The sequence below is a fragment of the Chthonomonas sp. genome, from assembly GCA_016788425.1.
In the GTDB taxonomy this organism is placed as follows: Bacteria; Armatimonadota; Fimbriimonadia; order Fimbriimonadales; family Fimbriimonadaceae; genus JAEURQ01.
This window is the reverse complement of sequence record JAEURQ010000004.1, coordinates 149,205-166,901: the sequence shown is the minus strand read 5'-3', so window position 1 is coordinate 166,901 and position 17,697 is coordinate 149,205. Positions and strand designations below refer to the sequence as shown.

The window sequence follows — 17,697 nt, the reverse complement described above, 5'->3', positions numbered from 1 at the left end:
GCGTCCTCTCTTTACCGGGAGATCGCGCCCTAAATTGTTATGTCCGACGAGCAGATTACAACCGTATCCGTTGAGGATGAGTTAAGCCGCAGTTATGTGAACTACGCGATGTCGGTCATCATCGCGCGGGCGCTTCCCGATGCCCGCGATGGTCTCAAGCCCGTGCAGCGCCGCATCCTCTACGCGATGCGCCAACTCAACCTTACGCCCGACCATGGCCACGCCAAGTGCGCCAAGGTCTGCGGCACCACCTCGGGCGACTTCCACCCTCACGGCGAGCAGGTCATCTACCCGACGCTCGTTCGGATGGCCCAATCGTGGTCGCTCCGCTACCCGCTGGTGGATGGCCAAGGGAACTTTGGTAACGTGGATGGCGACAGCCCCGCCGCCATGCGATACACCGAATGTCGCCTCACCAAAATCGCTGCGGAAATGCTCGAAGACCTCGACCGCGAGACCGTGGACTGGGTGCCGAACTACTCGCAATCCGAACCCGAACCGACGGTTCTCCCCGCCAAGTTCCCCAACCTCCTTTGTAACGGCTCGCAAGGCATCGCCGTTGGGATGGCCACCAGCATGCCGCCGCACAACCTCACCGAGGTCTGCAACGCAATTCTCCACCGTGTGGACAACCCCGAAAGCACGGTCGAAGAGTTGATGGAGCACGTGCAGGGCCCCGACTTCCCAACCTACGGCATCATCATGGGAATCAAGGGCGTTCGCAGTGCCTACGAAACCGGTCGCGGCAGCGTGATCATGCAGGCCAAAACCATGATCGAGCCAGGCGAAATGGGCAAGTCGCTCATCGTCGTCACCGAAATCCCCTACCAAGTCTCCAAGGAGAACCTGGTCAAGAACATCGGCTCGCTCATCAAGGACCGCAAGTTCGATGGCCTGGTCCGCGTGGCCGACTTCAGCGACAAGCGCGGCATGCGTGTGGAAATCGAAGTCCGCCGCGACATTCAACCCAACAAGGCGCTGAACTACCTGCTGAAGCACACCCAACTTCGCACCACCTTCGGCTGCACCCTGCTGTCGCTGGTCAATGGCGCGCCGCGCACTTGCGGTCTGCAACAGCTGCTCGACGAGTACATCAAGCACCGCCGCGAAGTCATTGACCGCCGCACGCGATACGAGCTCTACAAGGCGTTCGAAGAAGCGCACCTTAACGAGGGCTACCAAATCGCGCGCCGATTCCTCGACGATGTCATCGCCCTCATCCGTCGGTCCGAAGACGCCAACACCGCGCGACAAGAAATGGTGCGCCAGTTCGCCATGTCGCCGTTGCAAGCCAATGCCGTTCTCAACATGCCGCTTCGTCGCCTGACGCAGCTGGAGCAAACTCGCCTGATTGACGAGTACAAGGAAGCCCTGCGCAAGGTGCAAAACCTGATGGACATCCTCAACGACGAGGGACGTCTGCTCCGCGTTCTCAAGGACGAAGTCATCTACCTTCGCGACAAGTACGGCGACGAACGCCGCACCAAGATCATTGCCCGCGAAGCCGGCGAATTCAGCGAAGAAGACCTGATTCCGGAAGAAGAAGCGATCATCTCGATCAGCCGCGACGGTTACATCAAGCGCGTGAGCATCGACGCTTACCGCCAGCAAAAGCGCGGCGGCAAGGGCGTCAACAACACGCTCAAGAGCGACGATGAACCGGCGCACCTCTTCCAGGTCAACACGCACAATTACATCCTGTTCTTCACCGATCGCGGTCGCGTCTATAAGCTCCGCGCGTACGATATTCCGGAAAGCGGACGCTACGCCAAGGGCATGCCGGTCATCAACTACATCGCCATCGAAGGCGGTGAGCGCGTGACGGCCACGGTTTCTGTGCGCGATATCCGCAGCGAAGGTTATCTGACGATGATCACGCGCTACGGCGAAATCAAGCGCACCGAAATGGGCAAGTTCGCCAACATTCGGTCCAACGGCCTCAACGCCTTTGACATCGAAGAGGGCGACGAACTCGGCTGGGTGCTCAAAACGCAAGGCTCCAACGACATTCTCATCATCACCCGCGAAGGCCAGTCCATCCGGTTTAGCGAAAAGGGTGTCCGCGATCGAAGCCGCGCCGCGGGCGGCGTTAAGGCCATGACCCTCAAGGGCGACGACGTGATCGTCAGTTCTGCCGTGGTTACAGCCGAAGCTAGCCTGCTCGTGGTCAGCGAAAACGGCTACGGCAAGCGCACCAACATCGACGAATATCGGATCCAAGGACGCGGCGGTAGCGGCATCCTGACCATGAACGTCACCGCGAAGACCGGCAAGATCGTCGGCGCCGAAATGGTTGAGCAAGACGACAAGCTGCTCGTCATGACGATGAACGGCAAGGGGATTCGCATGAAGGTGAAGGAAATCCGCACCACGGGCCGCGTGGCGCAGGGCGTCAAACTGGTTGATCTGGCCGCGGGCGACACCGTTCGCAGCATCGCCGTGATTATCCAAGAAGCCGATGAGGGCGATCTGCCCGACGGCGGCGACGGCACCGAGACCGAAGTCGAGGTCGCAGGCGAGGAATAAGGCGGGCATGGAAACAATCCAATTGGGCGGGACCGACATTGTCGTGTCCCGCCTTGCCTATGGGTGCATGCGAATCTCCGGCACCTGGAACCCCGCCGAGCTCACCGCCGAGAAAGTCGCGGCCGGCAAAGCCGCGCTTCGCAGCGCCTACGACGCGGGCTACACCCTCTTTGACCACGCCGACATCTATGGCCGCGGCACCTGCGAAGAGATTCATGGCGAGCTGTTCGCCGAATCGCCGGGCTTGCGCGAGCGCACGATTGTCGCCACCAAGTGCGGAATCCGGTTCCCGGATGACCCGCCCGGCGCTCCGCACCGCTACGATTTCCGCGCCGATTGGATCATCGAATCCTGCGAGAATTCTCTCCGACGCCTGCAAACCGACTACATCGACCTGTACCAACTGCATCGCCCGGACTACCTGATGAACCCGCACGAGATCGCCGAGGCCTTCGATCAGCTTCACGAAAGCGGCAAGGTGCGCGCGTTTGGGGTCAGCAATTTCTTGCCCGACAAGTTCACCGCGCTGCAAGCCTGGGTGCGGCATCCGCTGCTCGTCAACCAAGTCGAAATCAGCCTTTGGCACCTCGACACGCTGGAGGACGGCACGCTGAATCAGTGTTTGGAGCACGGAATCACCCCACTTTCGTGGAGTCCACTCGGCGGCGGACGCGAAGGTCTGGCCGAGCTCGAGGTCGGCGATCTTGACCTCACCCCGGCTCAGGCGGCGCTCGCTTGGCTCATGGAGCATCCGGCGGGAATCATTCCCATTGTCGGCACCACCAACCCCGCGCGGATTCAGGAGCTAGCAGCCACGCCGACGAAAATCGGCCGCGAAAATTGGTACCGCATGTTTGTCGCCGCGCGCGGCAAGGCTTTGGCGTAAGGACTGATGTAAGTAAAATTACGAGTGCCATGAACGACGCCAAGCTGACCAACATTGGACTCCTCGCCCTCCGCATCTCGGTGGGCCTTGTCATGGTGCTGTTCGGCGCGCAGAAGCTCCTCGGCGCGTTCGGCGGCGCGGGCTTTAACGGAACCATCAAATGGATGGGCAGTCAGGGCATCCCCTCCTGGCTGGCGGCGCTCGCCATCTTCGCCGAATTCTTCGGCGGCCTCGGCCTCATCTTCGGCGTGTTCACGCGGTTCGCCGCGTTCGGCGTGGCGTGTACCATGGGCGGCGCGCTCATCACCAAGTTCAAGGAAGTCGGCTGGCAAGTGGACACCCAGGCCAACGCGATGCAAACGTTCTCAGGACTCGGTTTCCCGCTCGTCATCATGGGCGCGTCGCTCGCGCTGATGCTTATCGGCGGCGGTCAGCTGTCCCTGGAAAACAAATTCCTTAAGCGCAAACGCTAAGCCGCAACCGGCGCTTGGTGCCGGAGCCGCATCCACGCGATGCTCATCACCGCGAAGTCCGCGAGTTGCGACATGGTGAGCGACGCGATGGCAATGGCGATGCCCGGCCATTTAAGGCGGACCCCCACTTCAATCACCAGGACCATAATTCCGAGCCCAATCACAACTGAAAGCGTGCGCACAGCCGTCGCGCGGATGGCCGTCAAGAGCCCCCGGAAGTAGTTGGTAAACGTCGCCACCACCGGCAAGAGGAACGTCGAAACCAGCAGCACGTGCCCGATGTCGGCGACCTCGGTTGAGCGCTTCATCAGGCCGTGGATGTAGTAGCGATCGAGCCCGGTGAGCGAAATCAGCATCGCCGCCCCCGCACTCACCATCGCCACTTGGCCCACAAATTTCAGCATCGCCGCGCGAGGAATCTCGCCCAGGGAGCGGATAATGACCTCGGGCAAGGCGTTGCTCGGCGCCTTGGTCATCCACATCAGGCTGCTCGCCACGCCCCACGCGGCCAGGTTCACAATCGGGTTCGGGCTCCGCGAGAACGCTGACGCGAGCAGGGGCATGCCGGCGAACATCATCATCGTGCTCAGCGTGAGCGGCAAGTGAAACGCGGCGATCTCGCGGCCGCGAATCACGCGATCCTCGTCGCTGATAAACTCCGCGCTGCGGATGATCTTGCGCGCCACCGCATACACATAAATCGCCTCGACAATCACGCTGAGATTGATGCCGGCGCAGATCGCGAAAATCCCGGTCATGCCCGGAATCTGAGCGATGAGGATCCCGCCGAACACCATGGTCGCAAGCCGCGCGATGGTCGCGTGAGTCACCGGCTTGGTGTTCCCCGCCCGAATCAAAATCCCTTGGTGCAGCCGTCGCCAACCCACCGCCGCGGTCCACGTGACAAAGCAAATCGCGGGCGAACGCATGTGCGCCACGAGTTCGGGCTTAAAGTGCAGCAACGGCCCGGTGACGAAATCGAAGAACGGCGTGAACGCGAAAAGCAGGTGGAAGAACGTCGCCACGCCCAGCAGCAACAAGCAGAACTTCCGCACGCTCAGATACGAAACCGGCCCGCGAACCAGAGCCGTGCCCGTGCTGAGCATGTCAATCGCCGGGCTTTCGATGAACAAGCAGACCGCGAACAGCGGCACAAACGCCGCCTGCATAAGGTCCGGCGATGGCAGCGTCGAGAGGAGCGCGGTCGAAACCGGCCCTTCCAGGCTCATGAGCAGCCACGAGAGAGCCAGGGGAATAAAGAGAAGCCAGAGCCGTCGGTTGTAAAAACTCGCGCGGAGTGCGTCGGTCACTTAGCGCCCACGCACAAAGGAAACCGGCACCGAAACCTTGCCCAACACGGCCTTGACGAGCTTACAATTCGCGTCGACATCGTCGCCGCTGCAGCTAAGACCTAGAATGACTTGGAGAACCGACTCGCCTTCGAGGCTGTCCTCAATCGCGCTGCCCATGTCGCGGCCACGCGCCAAGTCTTTTGAAACCACAAACTGTTTTTCTTTCACGCGCTGATAGGCGCGCATCACGGCCTCACCGGCCATCCGCTCTTCTTCCGGAAGCGGCGATTGCATCGGCAACTCGCGGGGCACGATAATCGGGGCAATCAGCCGGATCCCAGCGTCGAGCGTGTCGCAAAGGTTGGCCGTGTAGTCCACCAGATAATCGTCTACCGAAGTCATGGTGAGAACCACCGCGATGGTGCCGCCCGGCGCGACGCTGCGGTCCTTCTTTACCTTCACGTTCTCCATCTCCTCGATGTCGACGTGCTCCTGCAACACGTTCAGGCTGGCCCGGGCTTCTTCCACCGAACAAGCAATGGAAAGCTGACTCCGCACCTCGGAGACTTCTTTGAGCACGTCCATCACGTGCTTCGGAATCGCGGCGACGATGACGCGGCTATCGTGATCCTGGATAAATTCGTGCGCGCTGCGGAAGGTTTCCGCGCCCTGAAGGGTGCACTCAGTGAGACCCGAACAGTCGATGATAACGCCGGTCGGATACCGGTCGAGGGTCAGCGAAACCGCGGTGTGGATCGTCTCCCAGTGGTTCTGGCGCAGAGCCCCGGAGAGGATAATGACGTCTTCGTACGATTCAACAATCATGAGTGGTCCTAAAATTGGACCTCCATTATTATGACGCCTCGTGGACCGCTCGCAATTCCAGGTTAAGACTCAGCTCGACCCAGCGCCGCGGCGGCGGCAGCTTGAGGGCGTTGCGCGGATTCACAGATGTGAGGCGCATGGCGGTTTCAAGCCCAAAATCTTCGGCCAAATTGCAGAAGCAATCGAACAGGGTCACTGCGCTTCCGGCCAAGGCGCCGTTCGCGAGGCGAACCTCGCCCTCGCCGACGCGAACGTCGTGCCCCCACATCCGCATCTCGGTTCCGGCGGCCATTCCCGCGGCTTTGCTTGCATCGCTAATCGCGATGACCTTGTCGGCCGGCTTGCTTTGCAGCAGCAGTTGGGCGGCCACGGGGTTCACATGCACGCGGTCGTAGATCAGTTCGCATGTTGCGGCTGGTTCGGTCAGCCCAAACCCCACCGTGCCCGGCTCGCGGTGCGTGAATCCGCGCATCGCGTTGTAGAAGTGCGTCAGGTGCGTCGCCCCGGCCTGAAAAGCCGCGTGAGCTTGCTCGTACGTCGCGTCGGTGTGAGCTTGACTCACGATGACGCCGCGCTGCGTTAAGTTGGCGGCCAGCTCGTGCGCGCCGGGAAGCTCCCCCGCCATCGAAACGATCCTGAGTCGCGGATCGTTCAGCACCTCGTCCCAGCCCGGCCCGCGATCCGCCGGGTCGAGGAGCGCCGATTCGGGCTGCGCGCCGGGATACTTGCGGCTGAGAAACGGCCCTTCCAAATGAAATCCGGCGATCATGGGGTGGGCGGTCAACCCCCCAATCGCGCGCCGCACATCGGCCAGCGGATAGCTAATTGTGGTCGGCAAGAAGAATTCCACCCCCACCCGCGCCAAGTGCTCGGCCAACTCGGGCAGGCAATCGGGCTGCTCCATCCAATCTAGACCGAATCCGCCGTGAATGTGGGTGTCCACAAATCCGGGCGCAAGCACGCATTCGGCGACCCCGTCGGTGCGTTCAAACGTGCCGCCGGCCACGCGGTAGGTGCCAAACCCTTGCGGGCCCCAAGTCCAGGCGACGAAGTTCATAAGCTTAAGGCGTACCCCACGCCGGCCCGCACCACGCGACCCTCCATTTCGAGAATCGTGAGTTCGGTGAGCACCTCGGCGACCTCGCTGCCGACGCGGGAACTGAGCTTCTCCGCCGTGATTGGCTCGCCCTCCAACGCGGCGAGGATCCTCCCGCCCAGCGTGGTCAGGTCAATCTCCGCCGGGGCGGGCGCGACCGCGGATTCGATGCCGTACTCGGCGAGAATATTCTCCGGGTGCACAACCAAGGTCGCGCCATCGCGAATCAACGCGTGCGAGCCAAAAAACGACGGCGACGTGATCGGCCCGGGGATGACGTACACCTGCTTGCCTTGCTCAATCGCGGCGATCGCCGTGCGGGTCGCGCCCGACTTCGCGGGCACCTCGACCACCAGCAGCGCATCCGAAAGCGCGGCGATGATCGCGTTTCGCTCTAAAAACGTGTAATCGCGTTGCTTGGCGCCAACCGCAAACGGACTCACCAGGCCCATGCGCGAGAACAATTCCTTGTGCGCCGGCGGATAGGCGATGTCCGCTCCGCACGGAAGCACGGCCACCGACTTGCCGGTTTCCAACGCGCCCTCGTGGGCACAAGCATCAATGCCGAGCGCGCCGCCGCTGATGACCGTCACGCCCGCCGCGGCGAGTTCACTAGCAAAACGCCGAGCCACGGTTTGGCCGTAGGAGGTCGCCTGCCGGGTGCCAACAATGCCGATAGTCGGCCCCACCAACCCAGATAGATCGCCCCGCCCGAACAGCACCGGCGGATATTGGGTGTGATCGAGCCCGCCGCGATATGGTGGCCGCTCGATAACCTGACCGCCTTGCCGCATAAACGTTTCAAAGGCGCGGAGGTCGGCGCCCTGCACCGCCTTGCGCTCGGCGGCGGTCAAAAGGGGGTGCGATAAAAGCGCCGAGACGGGGTTTAAACCCCCGCCTCGGATACTTTCGACAATCTCATGCGCTTTGGTTCCTCGCAAGTTGCCCGCGAGCAGATATTGCCAAAACGTCGGAGTCACGAACTCTGCTTAGTTGCCGCCCGTTCGTCCGCCCACGCCGCCGGGGCCGCCGGGAAGTCCGCCCGCGCCATCGGTTCCGCTGGCCGGTGCGCCCGGAAGCTTAATCGGCCGCAAGCCATTATCAATGGTGAGCGCAAACGTTTCCACCGTTCGGTTGCCGAGCCAGTCAGCGCTCTCCACTGTGATGTTCTTGCGACCATCTTGCAGATACGGGTTCTTCACGCTCGGACCAAACTTCACGATCACCCAGCCATCGCGCGTGTATTCGTGGTTGTACTTCACGCCGTCGATCATCACCTTAATCGACTTCTCGTCGATGCCGGTGGATTCGTCGCTCAGGCGGAAGTAAAGTTGCAGCGGCGGTTGTCCCGAAACCTGGTCGCCCGAGTTCGGAAACAGCATCTTGGTGCTGGGGCCGGTCACGTCCACGCCGTTCTTGCGGTCGAAGCAGAGCAAGCTACCGTCGCGACCCATCGCGAACAAGCTATTACCAATCGCGGCCGGAACGCCCGAAACCGTGACGTAGTTCGGAGTATTCGCGTCGGCGGGGGCCACGAGCGGTCGCACGATATAGTTCCAGGTGATCGCCTCAATCCCAAAGTCCACGAAGTTCACCGAGCCGTTGGCGGTCATCACGCTAACACCGCTCTTGGTGACCACGGGGTCAACAATCGGCATGCTGCCGATGTCCATCGGCTTCTTCATCATGGGTCGGCCGAGATCATCCACAACAAAGAGCTTGCCCGAGCGGGCGACCACGGCAATCTTCCCTTCGCCGTACGCCGGGTTGGTGCCGAGCGGCTCGCGGAGCATGATCTCCTTGCGGCGCGTGCCCGAACTGGCGCTCAGAATCGAAATCGAATCGCCGGTGCTTACATATAAATAGTCGCCATTCACGACCGGTCGGAAGTCGGCGCGAAGGTTACCGAGCGCGGTTTGCCAGCGCACCTTCTTACTCGCCACGTCCACTGCATAAATCTTGCGGTCGCCACCGGCGGCCAAAATCGTGTTGCCGAAGCCGCCGATTTGCCCGACGAGTCCACCAAAGAAGCGAAGCGAATTCTCCCAAACGGGGGTGCCATCTTCCGAGCGGATCACCATGAGGCTGCCATCGCCCAGTTGCAGGGCCACGAACTTGCCGACCGCGGCCGGGGCGCCGACAATCTTTTCGGTGGAGATGTACTGCCATTTTTGGGCGCCGGTCTCGGCGTCCACGGCATAGACGATCTTGTTGTCGGCGGCGGCCACCACGAGGTTGTCCATCACCATGACGCCGGAGTTAAAGCTGCCCGATTCGAGCGCGGCTCCCGCCGGATATCGCCAAACCCCGTTGCCGGAGGCTTGGTCAATCATATAGATGCGTCCGCCTGTCGCGACCGCAAGGTTCGTTCCGACCGGAACGATGGCTCCCGAAGGCGAAATCTTTGTGGACTGGGTCCAGCGCCAAGCCAACGGGGCGGGTCCAGCAAACTGGGCCGAAGCGATCCCCATGGCAGCGAGGGCCACAGTCGAAGCGAGAAGTGTTTTCGAGAAATTCATGTCTCTTTGTCAACCACCGGGTAGGTACACCGCAAGTATAGCGGGGTCCGGGGCGGGCTGTCTATCGGCCCACCGTTTAACTATGACGAACCGGACCTCCTGGAAGTCACGGCGCATCTTTACTATAACGCCTCGAAGTGGGCCTCAAGGGCAGTTGCGCCGGGCCGGGCCGATGATGTATCATTTCGTTCGGTCGGGCTCATAGCTCAGTTGGTTAGAGCGCACCCCTGATAAGGGTGAGGTCACAAGTTCGAATCTCGTTGGGCCCACCAGCCTTCCCCCGACCCCTTTTCTTCCTTGGTTCAGGTTCAACCGAACTCAGCTGCCGGACGCTCCGAGAATAATTCTTGATGCTTTGACGGGGCGAACCTGCCAATTTCCACAGGTTTTGACCAGATGGTGACCCTGGTAAAAATAACTAAATTGCATGACGGCGGCTTAACCATTTGAACCTAAATTCTCCATTTTCGCGGTTCTGGAGCGCTGGCGGGCAAAATTTCTCTTGCAGATTGCCCAAGTTGCTGATACAATAGGTTTGTCTTCGGCATGAGACTTGCTCGAATGCTGAACTTGACTTCTTTTCGATTCGTTCGAAGAGGTAGAGGTGGTATGAAACTTAACACGCGCACAATTGCTCTTGCTGCTGTCATCGGTGTTGCCGGTGTAGCAAACGCACAATTTCGATTCTTTCTGGCCTACGGCGATGCCGACCTGGCCACGCTCCAAAAGAAGAACTACGGTGGTATTTCGAACCCGGCCGCAGCTGTCGGTGTAGAAATCCCGACGAACGCTCCGCTCAAGGTTTGGAAGGCTGGCGATGGCAAGACTTTCAAGGTCTCGGTCATGGTAGTTCGCACCGGCGGTAACGCTGACGCCCTGTATTCGGGTGGTTCGGTTCTCGCTATGTACGACCGCGCTCCGGTTGCAAACTCGACGTCGACCCTGGCCAACGAATCGACCTTCCTTGATAAGAAGCTCGCCTTCGGTGGTACCACGATCGCTTCGTCGGTGACGGGCTTTGGTTCGTTCGCAACCTACAATGGCGACGGTACGGACGTTGACGACGATGGCGACGGCGCTGCCGACACCAATGCAATCTCGGCTCTGAGCCGCGTTCTCCGCGGTCAGTTCACCGGCAACACCTCGACTCCTCGAGGCGTTGGTCTCTCGGTTCAATACCAAATGAACCCGACCGGTAAGAACTACAAGGTTGGCTCGACGGCCGTGAAGCTGTTTGACCTGACCTTCAAGAGCAACCTGGCTGCATTCGAGCAGTACAACGGTCTCTCGCTCTTCGTTGCCGGCGCTGGCGCCCCGAACGGCGGTTCGTCGACGTTCATCGGCGGTGCTAACGATGCTAACAGCGTCGGTACCTCGCTGACCGTGCAAGCCGTGCCCGAACCGGGTACCGCTGCCGCCATCGTGGCTGGCCTCGCTGCTCTCGGTCTCCGACGCCGCAGCAAGTAAGAATCGAAAGATTCTGAACAGTGCGCTTGGGCGCGTGATCTCCGGATCACGCGCCCATCGTACTTTTGGCGTACACTCCCTTTCAATATGTCGCGCATCGCCATCTACCCCGGCTCGTTCGACCCGCTCACCAATGGGCACCTCGACGTCATTCAACGCGCGGCCACCCAGTTCGATGAGGTCATCGTCGCCATCGGCCTCAACTCCAACAAAAAGCCCATGCTCCCGGCCGACATCCGCGAGCATTGCATCCGCGAGGCAACCAAAGAAACCCGCAACGTGCGGGTGGAAAGCTTCGACGGTCTCGTGGTGAACTTCGCCCGCGAGCAAGGCGCCACCGCCCTCGTCCGCGGCCTCCGCGCGACCAGCGACTTCGACTACGAGTTCCAAATCGCGATGGCCAATCGCCGCCTCGCGCCCGAACTCGAGACCATTTTCCTCATGACCAAGTGGGAGCACAGCTACCTTTCCAGCAGCATCGTGCGAGAAGTGGCACTTTTGGGCGGGGATTACTCGTCCTTTGTACCGGGGGTTGTGTATTCAATCCTTGGGGAGTACCTGGCGCGGACCTCGTAATTGTCGCAGGGCCGAGAGCCACAAAACCGAGTCAGAATGAAAGAAATGACAGATCTGTACAAGATGCTTGAGCAACTCCACGAGATCGCGGTGGACAAACCGCGCTCGATTGGACCGATTGCCTTTGGCCTCCACAAGGACGAAATCTCCATGCAGATCGCCAAGATCCGCGCCTCCCTACCCAAGGAGGTCCGCACCGCGGAGAACGTCGCCCGCGAAAAAGATCGCATCGTCGAAAACGCGCACGAGGAAGCCGCCCAGCTACTCACGGCCGCCGAGCGAGACTCGCAAGGTCTGCGCGAAGCCGCCAGCAAAGAGCGTGAAGACATCCTCGCCGAAGCGCAAGCCCAACGCGAGCAGCTGATTGCCGAGCACGAGATTGTGCGGCTGGCCAAGGTGCAAGCCCAAGAGCTCCGCGACGCCGCGGAGCAAGATGCCAGCCTCACCCGACGCGGCGCCGACGACTACGCGTTCGGCATCCTGCAAAAGGTGGACGACATGGCGACCAAGATTCAGCAACGCGCTCGCGAAGGCATGGAAGAAATCAATCGCAGCGAGCCGCAGCCGCCGCTGGCCATCACCGTCGCCCGCGACGTGCCCACACAAGTGCGCTAACCAATCTCTTCCGGCACCGATTCTTTGGCGGTCCAGGCAGCGTAGAAGCGCTCCCGGGCCGCTTTTGCTCGCGCCACACAATCCGCGCCGGCCACGTTCAGGTGGCCCATCTTCCGGCCCGGAGCTGCCACCGCCTTGCCGTACCAATGCACCGCCACCGCGGGATCTTTCACGGTGGCCGCGAAGAGCCCCTGCCGCCAGTCGCCCGCGCCCGGCTGACCGAGGAGGTTGGCCATGCACGTCGGCACCCCATCCAACGGCGCCGGCGGAAGCCCCAGCACTAACCGCACATGATGCTGAAACTGCGAAGGGCCACCCCAGTTGAGCGTGTAGTGCCCGGTGTTGTGCGGGCGCGGTGCAAGCTCGTTAATCAAGAACTTGCCGTCGTTGGTTTCGAACAGTTCCACTCCGAAAAGGCCGAACCCGTCCACCGCCTCAACCGCCGCCATGGCGACCTCGCTCGCGTCCACGTCCGCGGGAAACACCAGGTCGCACACCGACTTCACCTGCACCGTTTCCATGGTCGGGAACGCGCCCTGCTGAACCGGGTCGCGGAACACCATCACCGCCAGTTCCCGCTTAAAGTCCACAAACTCCTCGGCCATCCAGCCGCCGTCCGACCAGGTACTTCGGAGGTCTTCGAACTCCTCTTTCGATTTTGCGTACCGCGTGCCCTTGCCATCGTAGCCGCCGAAGCGCGCCTTCAGCACCATCGGGAATCCGATCTTCGCGACCGCGCCGACGCCGTCCGAATCAATCTCAACCGCGCGCGGTCCGGGTACGCCGGCCTTGGCCAGCGCCTGACGTTGCTTCAATTTGTCCTGAATGGTGGCGAGCGCCTCCACATTAGGCACCAACGTGCTGGGGTCGCGGCCGCTCAGTTCGAGGGCTTGCACAATCACTTCCGCCGGGATGAATTCGTTCTCCAGCGTCACCCGCGCGCAGTTGCGGAACAACTGCGCCACCGCCTCGACATTGCTGAGCGAACCGGTCACCGCGGGAGCCACCTGACTTGCGGGACTCTCGCCGGATGGGTCGAGAGAGAGGCACGTAAACCCCATCTGCTGGGCCGCCTGAATGCTCATGCGGGCCAGTTGCCCGCCCCCCAGAAACCCTAAATCAAAGTCAAAGCTCAACGTTTACCACCTGTTCCGGCCGATGCGGCAGCCGCGTCGCCCGCTCCAAATCGCGCGGACGAATCACGCCGATCAGTTCGTGCTCGGCCCACTTCAGGCCCAACTTGCTACCCCGCTCCAGAATATCTTCCAAAATGTCGTCCACGCTCACCAAGTCGGGCAACGTCAGGTTCATGCTCACCTGCACCAAACCCCGGCTCGCCAGGGGCAGTCCCAACGCGCGTACGCCAAGGTATCGCGGGTCGCCTTCCTGCCGGGCCAACCGCATTTCCTTGGCCACCTGCTTCACTGCGCCAAGATCATCGCCCGCGAAGTTCGAGTTCATGGCGATTAAAAAATCTCTCACACCCATGACCGTCGCGCCCGCCTGGGGATGCGCCTGAGTTGGCCCGAAATCCGGCGAGAGCGTCTTGCCGGCCAAGCTGCCAAAGCCCCCGCGCCGCAGGGTCGGCAAATCGGCCTCGTGGCGTCCGCGTTCGCTCTTTTCATACAGAAACACGGGCAGGTCAAACTCGCGCGCCAGCCGCTCGCCGATGCCAGCCACCGCATCAATAAGATCGGCCACCTTTTCGTCGCGTGTAATCGGGATGAACGGGCACACGTCCAGCGCGCCGATGCGCGGATGAACCCCGATATGACGATTCAGGTCAATCGCCGGAATCGCGATCCGCGCAAGTTCAAAAAGTGTATCCGTCACCCCCAAGAGCGGCCCGGAAAACGCGGTCACCGTTCGGTTGTGATCCACGTCGCCGCTGGCAAAGTGCACCTGCAGGCCCGAGGCCGAGAGGACGTCGTCAAACTGGCGCGCCAACTCGCGGTTCCGCCCGAAACTCCAGTTAGGGACCGTGAGAACCACTTACATGCCCACGATGTTGTAGCCCGAATCCACGTAGACCACCTGCCCCGTGACCCCGCGCGAGAGGTCGCTCAGCAGATACACCGCGTTGCCGCCGCACTCTTCTTGGCCGTACTCGCGCTTGAGCGGCGCCTTGTCCTGAACGTAGGTCACCATGGACATGAGGTCCTTCACGCCGCGCGCCGAAATCGTGTTGATCGGCCCCGGCGAGAGCGTGTTGACGCGGATGCCGCGCACGCCAAGGTCTTGCGACAAGTAGCGAATCGAGCTTTCCAAGGCCGCCTTTGCCACACCCATCACGTTGTAGTTGCCCACAGCGCGTACGCTACCCAAGTAGCTCAGGGTAATCACGCTGCCATCGTCGTTGATCACGTCCTCCAACAGCTGACAAAGGCTCACCAGCGAATACACGCTGACGTCCATCGCCAGTTGAAACCCGTCGAAACTCGTGTCGATGAACCGGCCCTGCAGGTCCTCCTTTTTGGCAAACGCCGCCGAGTGGACCAAAAAGTCGATCTTGCCATACGTCGCCACAACTTCTTCTTTCAAGCGACGCATATCGTCGGCGTTCTGAAAGTCAACCGTGAAAATCTTGTAGCCATCCTGCCCGTCGATCAATCGCTCCACGCGGCTCACCATGTCCGCGTTTTGAGCGCCAATGCCCACTTCCGCGCCATGCGCGCGGGCCGCTTCGGCAATGCCCCAGCCGATCGAATTTTTGTTGGTGACGTTGAGCACCAAGCCCTTCTTGCCTTGGAGTAGCATGGTATCACTCTACCCGGATGCCCAACGCCCCCGAACTCATGGACGCCGCCTTTGCGCGACTCGCCGAAAAGCCTGGCATGGAAGTGCGCGAGTCGCAATTGCAGCTCGCGAGGCTCATCAGCGACTGCATCAACATGGGTTGCCACGGCGCGTTTGAAGCGCCCACCGGACTGGGGAAATCCTTTGCCGGCCTGGTTCCCGCCATTGCCCACGCGCTCGCTAGCGAAAAGCGCATCGTCATCGCGACGTTTACCAATGTGCTGACCGAGCAGTATTGGCGCAAAGACTTGCCGTTCGCGCTCAGCCTGTTTGATGACCGTCCGAGCACGCAACTGCTGCTCGGTCGGCAGCGGTTCGCCTGCCTTGCTCAAGTTGCCGGAGTCGATCCGCAACTTGGCGAGCAACTGCAGCAATCCGGCGGGCTCGGCATCGAAAGCGAGTTCCGCGGCAAAACGAAAATGAAGCAAAAGGAGTTCGCGCAACTCTGGAAGCAAGTGTCGGCTCCTCCCACCTGCCCGGCGCGCGCCTGCGAATTCTACGATAAGTGCTTCTACTACGAGGCGCGGCGACGTTCGGCCAACGCCAGCCTGGTCATCACGAATCAGTCGGTGGTGATTCAGGACGCCTTGCTCAAGGCGACCACTGGCGGCGAAGCCAACATGCTCGGCGACTACGACTACCTGATCGTGGACGAAGCGCACGACTTCCATTCTGCCGCGCAAGGCGGCCTCGAATTCGAGATCAGCGAATCGGTGCTGCGGCAGCAAGCGAGCATGGCCATGCGTATTTTCGAGTCCTGTCGCGCCCTGGCCATGGCCGCCGAGTGGGAGCCGCATTGGCGGCGCGTGCTGGAGTTGGTGATGGACACCTTTAGCTATGCCACCACCACCATTGGCGACCTGCACCGCGACTATCAGGGCCGCGCGTTGGTCGCCGCGATGCCGCCCGAGCTGTATGACGCGCTGAAGCAGATGCACCTGCCCGCCGGCGAAACACGCGTGGAGCAAGTCACCAGTTCCCTCGCCGCCAATCTCAAGCGATTCCTGCGGGCGGCGGAAAAGATCCTCGGCCCGGCCAACCCCGGCGCAAAGCGTGGTGAACAGGTCGAAGTCGAGCGCCAGGTCCACAACTATCGCGGCTACCTCGATGACTTTGCCGGACGCTGCGAGCTCTTTATGGCGCCCGCGGGGACGGCGATCAGCTACGTCGGCGGTTCCAGCCGGTCGCCCATTCTGCGCAACGACCTCGTGGAACTCGGCCCAACCCTGAGCGAGTTGATCTGGCAGAAGGTGCCGACCACCTGCATGTCGGCCACGCTTGCGGTTGACCACAGTTTCGAGTTTATCGGCGACACCATTGGTTTTCGGCCTGAAGTCACGGAGATTCTCCCATCGCCGTTCGACTTCCCCAGTTCGATGTCCGCGTACGTTCCCGAGAAGGGTCGAATTCCCGATCCCACAGCCGCGCGGCAAGGCGATTTCGAAGCCGAGTATTTCACCGCCATTGCCGCCGAAATCCAGACGATCATTGAGCTGGTGGGCGGGCGCACCCTTTGCCTATTCCACTCGCGCCGCGAAATGGAGGCCGTGGCCGAACGGGTGACGCTGCCCGAGTGGCTCCCGGTTTTCACCCAAGCCAGCGGGGCGGTGAGCACCATCGGCGACAAGTTCAAAAAGGACCCTCACGCCAGCCTGTTCGGACTCCGCTCGTTTTGGACTGGCTTCGACGCGCCCGGCGACACGCTCAGTTGCGTCATCGTGGTGCGCATTCCGTTTGAGGTGCCGATCGAGCCGCTCCAGATTGCCCGACAAGCGTGGATGGGCCTCAACCAGCGCGACAGCTTCCAGGAATGGACAATCCCGAGCGCCAAGATGCTGATGCGCCAGGGAATTGGCCGCCTTATCCGCAAAGATGGCGATCGCGGTTTGGTCGCGCTTCTCGACCCCCGCCTGACGCTGAAGCCCTACGGCGAGAGCTTTTTGGAGAACCTCCCCGATGGCGTGCGGTCGTTCTCCGAGGCCGCAGATGCGGTCGGGCACGTGGGCTTTAGTTTCCTGGAAGCTTAGACTTCCGAAGCCAGGAGAATCGCTTCGGCGACTTCGCGCATGCTTTTGCGGTTGCTCATCGACTGGGTCTGAATCCGGCGATAAGCTTCCGACTCGCTGATGCCTTGCTGTTGCATCAACAGCCCCTTGGCCTTGTCGAGCAACTTGCGGACCTCGAGCTTTTCTTCCAGGTTCGAAACGGACTTACTGAGCTCGGCGTTTTGCTCGAACCGGCTCCGCGCGACTTCAATCGCCGGTGGCAGGTCGTTGGGCTTAAACGGCTTAACCAGATAACCGAACACCGCCGCGTCGGCGGCGCGTTGAATGAGGTCGCGATCCGAGTAGGCGGTGAGCAGCACCACCGGCGCCACGCCCTGCTCGCTCAGCAGGCTCGCCGCCTCAATGCCATCCATAATCGGCATCTTGACGTCGAACACGCAGACATCGGGTTGGAGTTGAGTGGCCATTTGCACGGCCTGTTGGCCATCGGTGGCCTCGCCCACAATCTCATAGTCCAGCGCTTGCAGCGTCTGGCGCAAATCCAGCAGGATAATGGGGTCGTCGTCGGCAATCAAAACTCGCAAAGTGGACATGGCTTTCCAGGTGCGGCCTCGTTGACG

The 17,697-nt window shown here is 61.3% G+C and carries 16 protein-coding genes and 1 tRNA gene; 8 read left to right on the top strand and 9 right to left on the bottom strand.

Translation table 11 applies throughout. From position 1 onward, the window contains the following. The first annotated feature begins 39 nt into the window (after window positions 1–39). The 3 genes from gyrA to JNJ45_10620 are packed head-to-tail and all read left to right on the top strand — an operon-like array spanning window position 40 to window position 3,885. Window positions 40–2,526 (top strand): DNA gyrase subunit A, encoded by a 2,487-nt coding sequence (gyrA, locus tag JNJ45_10630; GenBank protein ID MBL8049122.1) that lies wholly within the window; start codon window positions 40–42, stop codon window positions 2,524–2,526. 7 nt (window positions 2,527–2,533) lie between these two features. Then, the gene (locus JNJ45_10625; protein ID MBL8049121.1) at window positions 2,534–3,412 is read left to right on the top strand and encodes an aldo/keto reductase; all 879 of its coding nucleotides are present in this window, start codon (window positions 2,534–2,536) and stop codon (window positions 3,410–3,412) included. 29 nt (window positions 3,413–3,441) lie between these two features. Next, the gene (locus tag JNJ45_10620; GenBank protein MBL8049120.1) at window positions 3,442–3,885 is read left to right on the top strand and encodes a DoxX family protein; all 444 of its coding nucleotides are present in this window, start codon (window positions 3,442–3,444) and stop codon (window positions 3,883–3,885) included. On the opposite strand, the gene JNJ45_10615 is transcribed toward JNJ45_10620, so the two are convergent. The 5 genes from JNJ45_10615 to JNJ45_10595 are packed head-to-tail and all read right to left on the bottom strand — an operon-like array spanning window position 3,882 to window position 9,584. Continuing rightward, window positions 3,882–5,195 carry a hypothetical protein gene (locus tag JNJ45_10615; protein ID MBL8049119.1) on the bottom strand — a complete coding sequence of 438 codons (1,314 nt, stop codon included), beginning with the start codon at window positions 5,193–5,195 and terminating at the stop codon, window positions 3,882–3,884. The genes JNJ45_10620 and JNJ45_10615 overlap by 4 nt on opposite strands. Then, on the bottom strand, window positions 5,196–6,002 hold the full coding sequence (locus JNJ45_10610) for a hypothetical protein (protein MBL8049118.1): 807 nt from the start codon (window positions 6,000–6,002) through the stop codon (window positions 5,196–5,198). Between the two features lie 28 nt (window positions 6,003–6,030). Continuing rightward, complete coding sequence (locus JNJ45_10605) at window positions 6,031–7,059, bottom strand: amidohydrolase family protein (GenBank protein MBL8049117.1); 1,029 nt, start codon at window positions 7,057–7,059, stop codon at window positions 6,031–6,033. Continuing rightward, window positions 7,056–8,078: a DNA-processing protein DprA gene (locus JNJ45_10600; GenBank protein MBL8049116.1), complete on the bottom strand. Its 1,023-nt coding sequence runs from the start codon at window positions 8,076–8,078 to the stop codon at window positions 7,056–7,058. The genes JNJ45_10605 and JNJ45_10600 overlap by 4 nt, the downstream gene beginning before the upstream one ends. Window positions 8,079–8,087: 9 nt before the next feature. Continuing rightward, window positions 8,088–9,584 (bottom strand): PQQ-binding-like beta-propeller repeat protein, encoded by a 1,497-nt coding sequence (locus JNJ45_10595; GenBank protein ID MBL8049115.1) that lies wholly within the window; start codon window positions 9,582–9,584, stop codon window positions 8,088–8,090. A 228-nt stretch (window positions 9,585–9,812) separates the two neighbouring features. Between JNJ45_10595 and JNJ45_10590 the strand changes: the two genes are divergently transcribed. The 4 genes from JNJ45_10590 (at window position 9,813) to JNJ45_10575 (ending at window position 12,275) form a co-directional block, all read left to right on the top strand. After that, a tRNA-Ile gene (locus tag JNJ45_10590) sits at window positions 9,813–9,889 on the top strand. A 337-nt stretch (window positions 9,890–10,226) separates the two neighbouring features. Next, window positions 10,227–11,084 carry a PEP-CTERM sorting domain-containing protein gene (locus JNJ45_10585; protein ID MBL8049114.1) on the top strand — a complete coding sequence of 286 codons (858 nt, stop codon included), beginning with the start codon at window positions 10,227–10,229 and terminating at the stop codon, window positions 11,082–11,084. A gap of 87 nt (window positions 11,085–11,171) precedes the next feature. Then, window positions 11,172–11,660, top strand: a complete 489-nt coding sequence (coaD, locus tag JNJ45_10580) for a pantetheine-phosphate adenylyltransferase (protein MBL8049113.1) — start codon at window positions 11,172–11,174, stop codon at window positions 11,658–11,660. A 45-nt stretch (window positions 11,661–11,705) separates the two neighbouring features. Beyond that, window positions 11,706–12,275 carry a hypothetical protein gene (locus tag JNJ45_10575; GenBank protein ID MBL8049112.1) on the top strand — a complete coding sequence of 190 codons (570 nt, stop codon included), beginning with the start codon at window positions 11,706–11,708 and terminating at the stop codon, window positions 12,273–12,275. Here JNJ45_10575 and JNJ45_10570 read toward each other — a convergent pair. The 3 genes from JNJ45_10570 to JNJ45_10560 are packed head-to-tail and all read right to left on the bottom strand — an operon-like array spanning window position 12,272 to window position 15,032. Beyond that, window positions 12,272–13,360, bottom strand: a complete 1,089-nt coding sequence (locus JNJ45_10570) for an ATP-grasp domain-containing protein (protein MBL8049111.1) — start codon at window positions 13,358–13,360, stop codon at window positions 12,272–12,274. The genes JNJ45_10575 and JNJ45_10570 overlap by 4 nt on opposite strands. Window positions 13,361–13,400: 40 nt before the next feature. After that, window positions 13,401–14,267, bottom strand: a complete 867-nt coding sequence (locus JNJ45_10565; protein MBL8049110.1) for a hypothetical protein — start codon at window positions 14,265–14,267, stop codon at window positions 13,401–13,403. Then, entirely contained in the window at window positions 14,268–15,032 is a 765-nt protein-coding gene (locus tag JNJ45_10560) for an enoyl-ACP reductase (GenBank protein ID MBL8049109.1), read from the bottom strand. 17 nt (window positions 15,033–15,049) lie between these two features. On the opposite strand from JNJ45_10560, the gene JNJ45_10555 reads away from it, so the two are divergent. Then, window positions 15,050–17,098 (top strand): ATP-dependent DNA helicase, encoded by a 2,049-nt coding sequence (locus JNJ45_10555; protein ID MBL8049108.1) that lies wholly within the window; start codon window positions 15,050–15,052, stop codon window positions 17,096–17,098. On the opposite strand, the gene JNJ45_10550 is transcribed toward JNJ45_10555, so the two are convergent. Beyond that, window positions 17,095–17,670 (bottom strand): response regulator, encoded by a 576-nt coding sequence (locus JNJ45_10550; GenBank protein ID MBL8049107.1) that lies wholly within the window; start codon window positions 17,668–17,670, stop codon window positions 17,095–17,097. The two genes, JNJ45_10555 and JNJ45_10550, sit on opposite strands and share 4 nt — an antisense overlap. Window positions 17,671–17,697: the final 27 nt, after the last annotated feature.

Bases quoted from the DNA above. Each gene is read 5' to 3' on its own strand.
- gyrA (MBL8049122.1), top strand. From the start codon at position 40: ATGTCCGACGAGCAGATTACAACCGTATCCGTTGAGGATGAGTTAAGC.
- JNJ45_10625 (MBL8049121.1), top strand. From the start codon at position 2,534: ATGGAAACAATCCAATTGGGCGGGACCGACATTGTCGTGTCCCGCCTT.
- JNJ45_10620 (MBL8049120.1), top strand. From the start codon at position 3,442: ATGAACGACGCCAAGCTGACCAACATTGGACTCCTCGCCCTCCGCATC.
- JNJ45_10610 (MBL8049118.1), bottom strand. From the start codon at position 6,002: ATGATTGTTGAATCGTACGAAGACGTCATTATCCTCTCCGGGGCTCTG.
- JNJ45_10605 (MBL8049117.1), bottom strand. From the start codon at position 7,059: ATGAACTTCGTCGCCTGGACTTGGGGCCCGCAAGGGTTTGGCACCTAC.
- JNJ45_10585 (MBL8049114.1), top strand. From the start codon at position 10,227: ATGAAACTTAACACGCGCACAATTGCTCTTGCTGCTGTCATCGGTGTT.
- coaD (MBL8049113.1), top strand. From the start codon at position 11,172: ATGTCGCGCATCGCCATCTACCCCGGCTCGTTCGACCCGCTCACCAAT.
- JNJ45_10575 (MBL8049112.1), top strand. From the start codon at position 11,706: ATGACAGATCTGTACAAGATGCTTGAGCAACTCCACGAGATCGCGGTG.
- JNJ45_10570 (MBL8049111.1), bottom strand. From the start codon at position 13,360: ATGAGCATTCAGGCGGCCCAGCAGATGGGGTTTACGTGCCTCTCTCTC.
- JNJ45_10560 (MBL8049109.1), bottom strand. From the start codon at position 15,032: ATGCTACTCCAAGGCAAGAAGGGCTTGGTGCTCAACGTCACCAACAAA.
- JNJ45_10555 (MBL8049108.1), top strand. From the start codon at position 15,050: ATGCCCAACGCCCCCGAACTCATGGACGCCGCCTTTGCGCGACTCGCC.
- JNJ45_10550 (MBL8049107.1), bottom strand. From the start codon at position 17,670: ATGTCCACTTTGCGAGTTTTGATTGCCGACGACGACCCCATTATCCTG.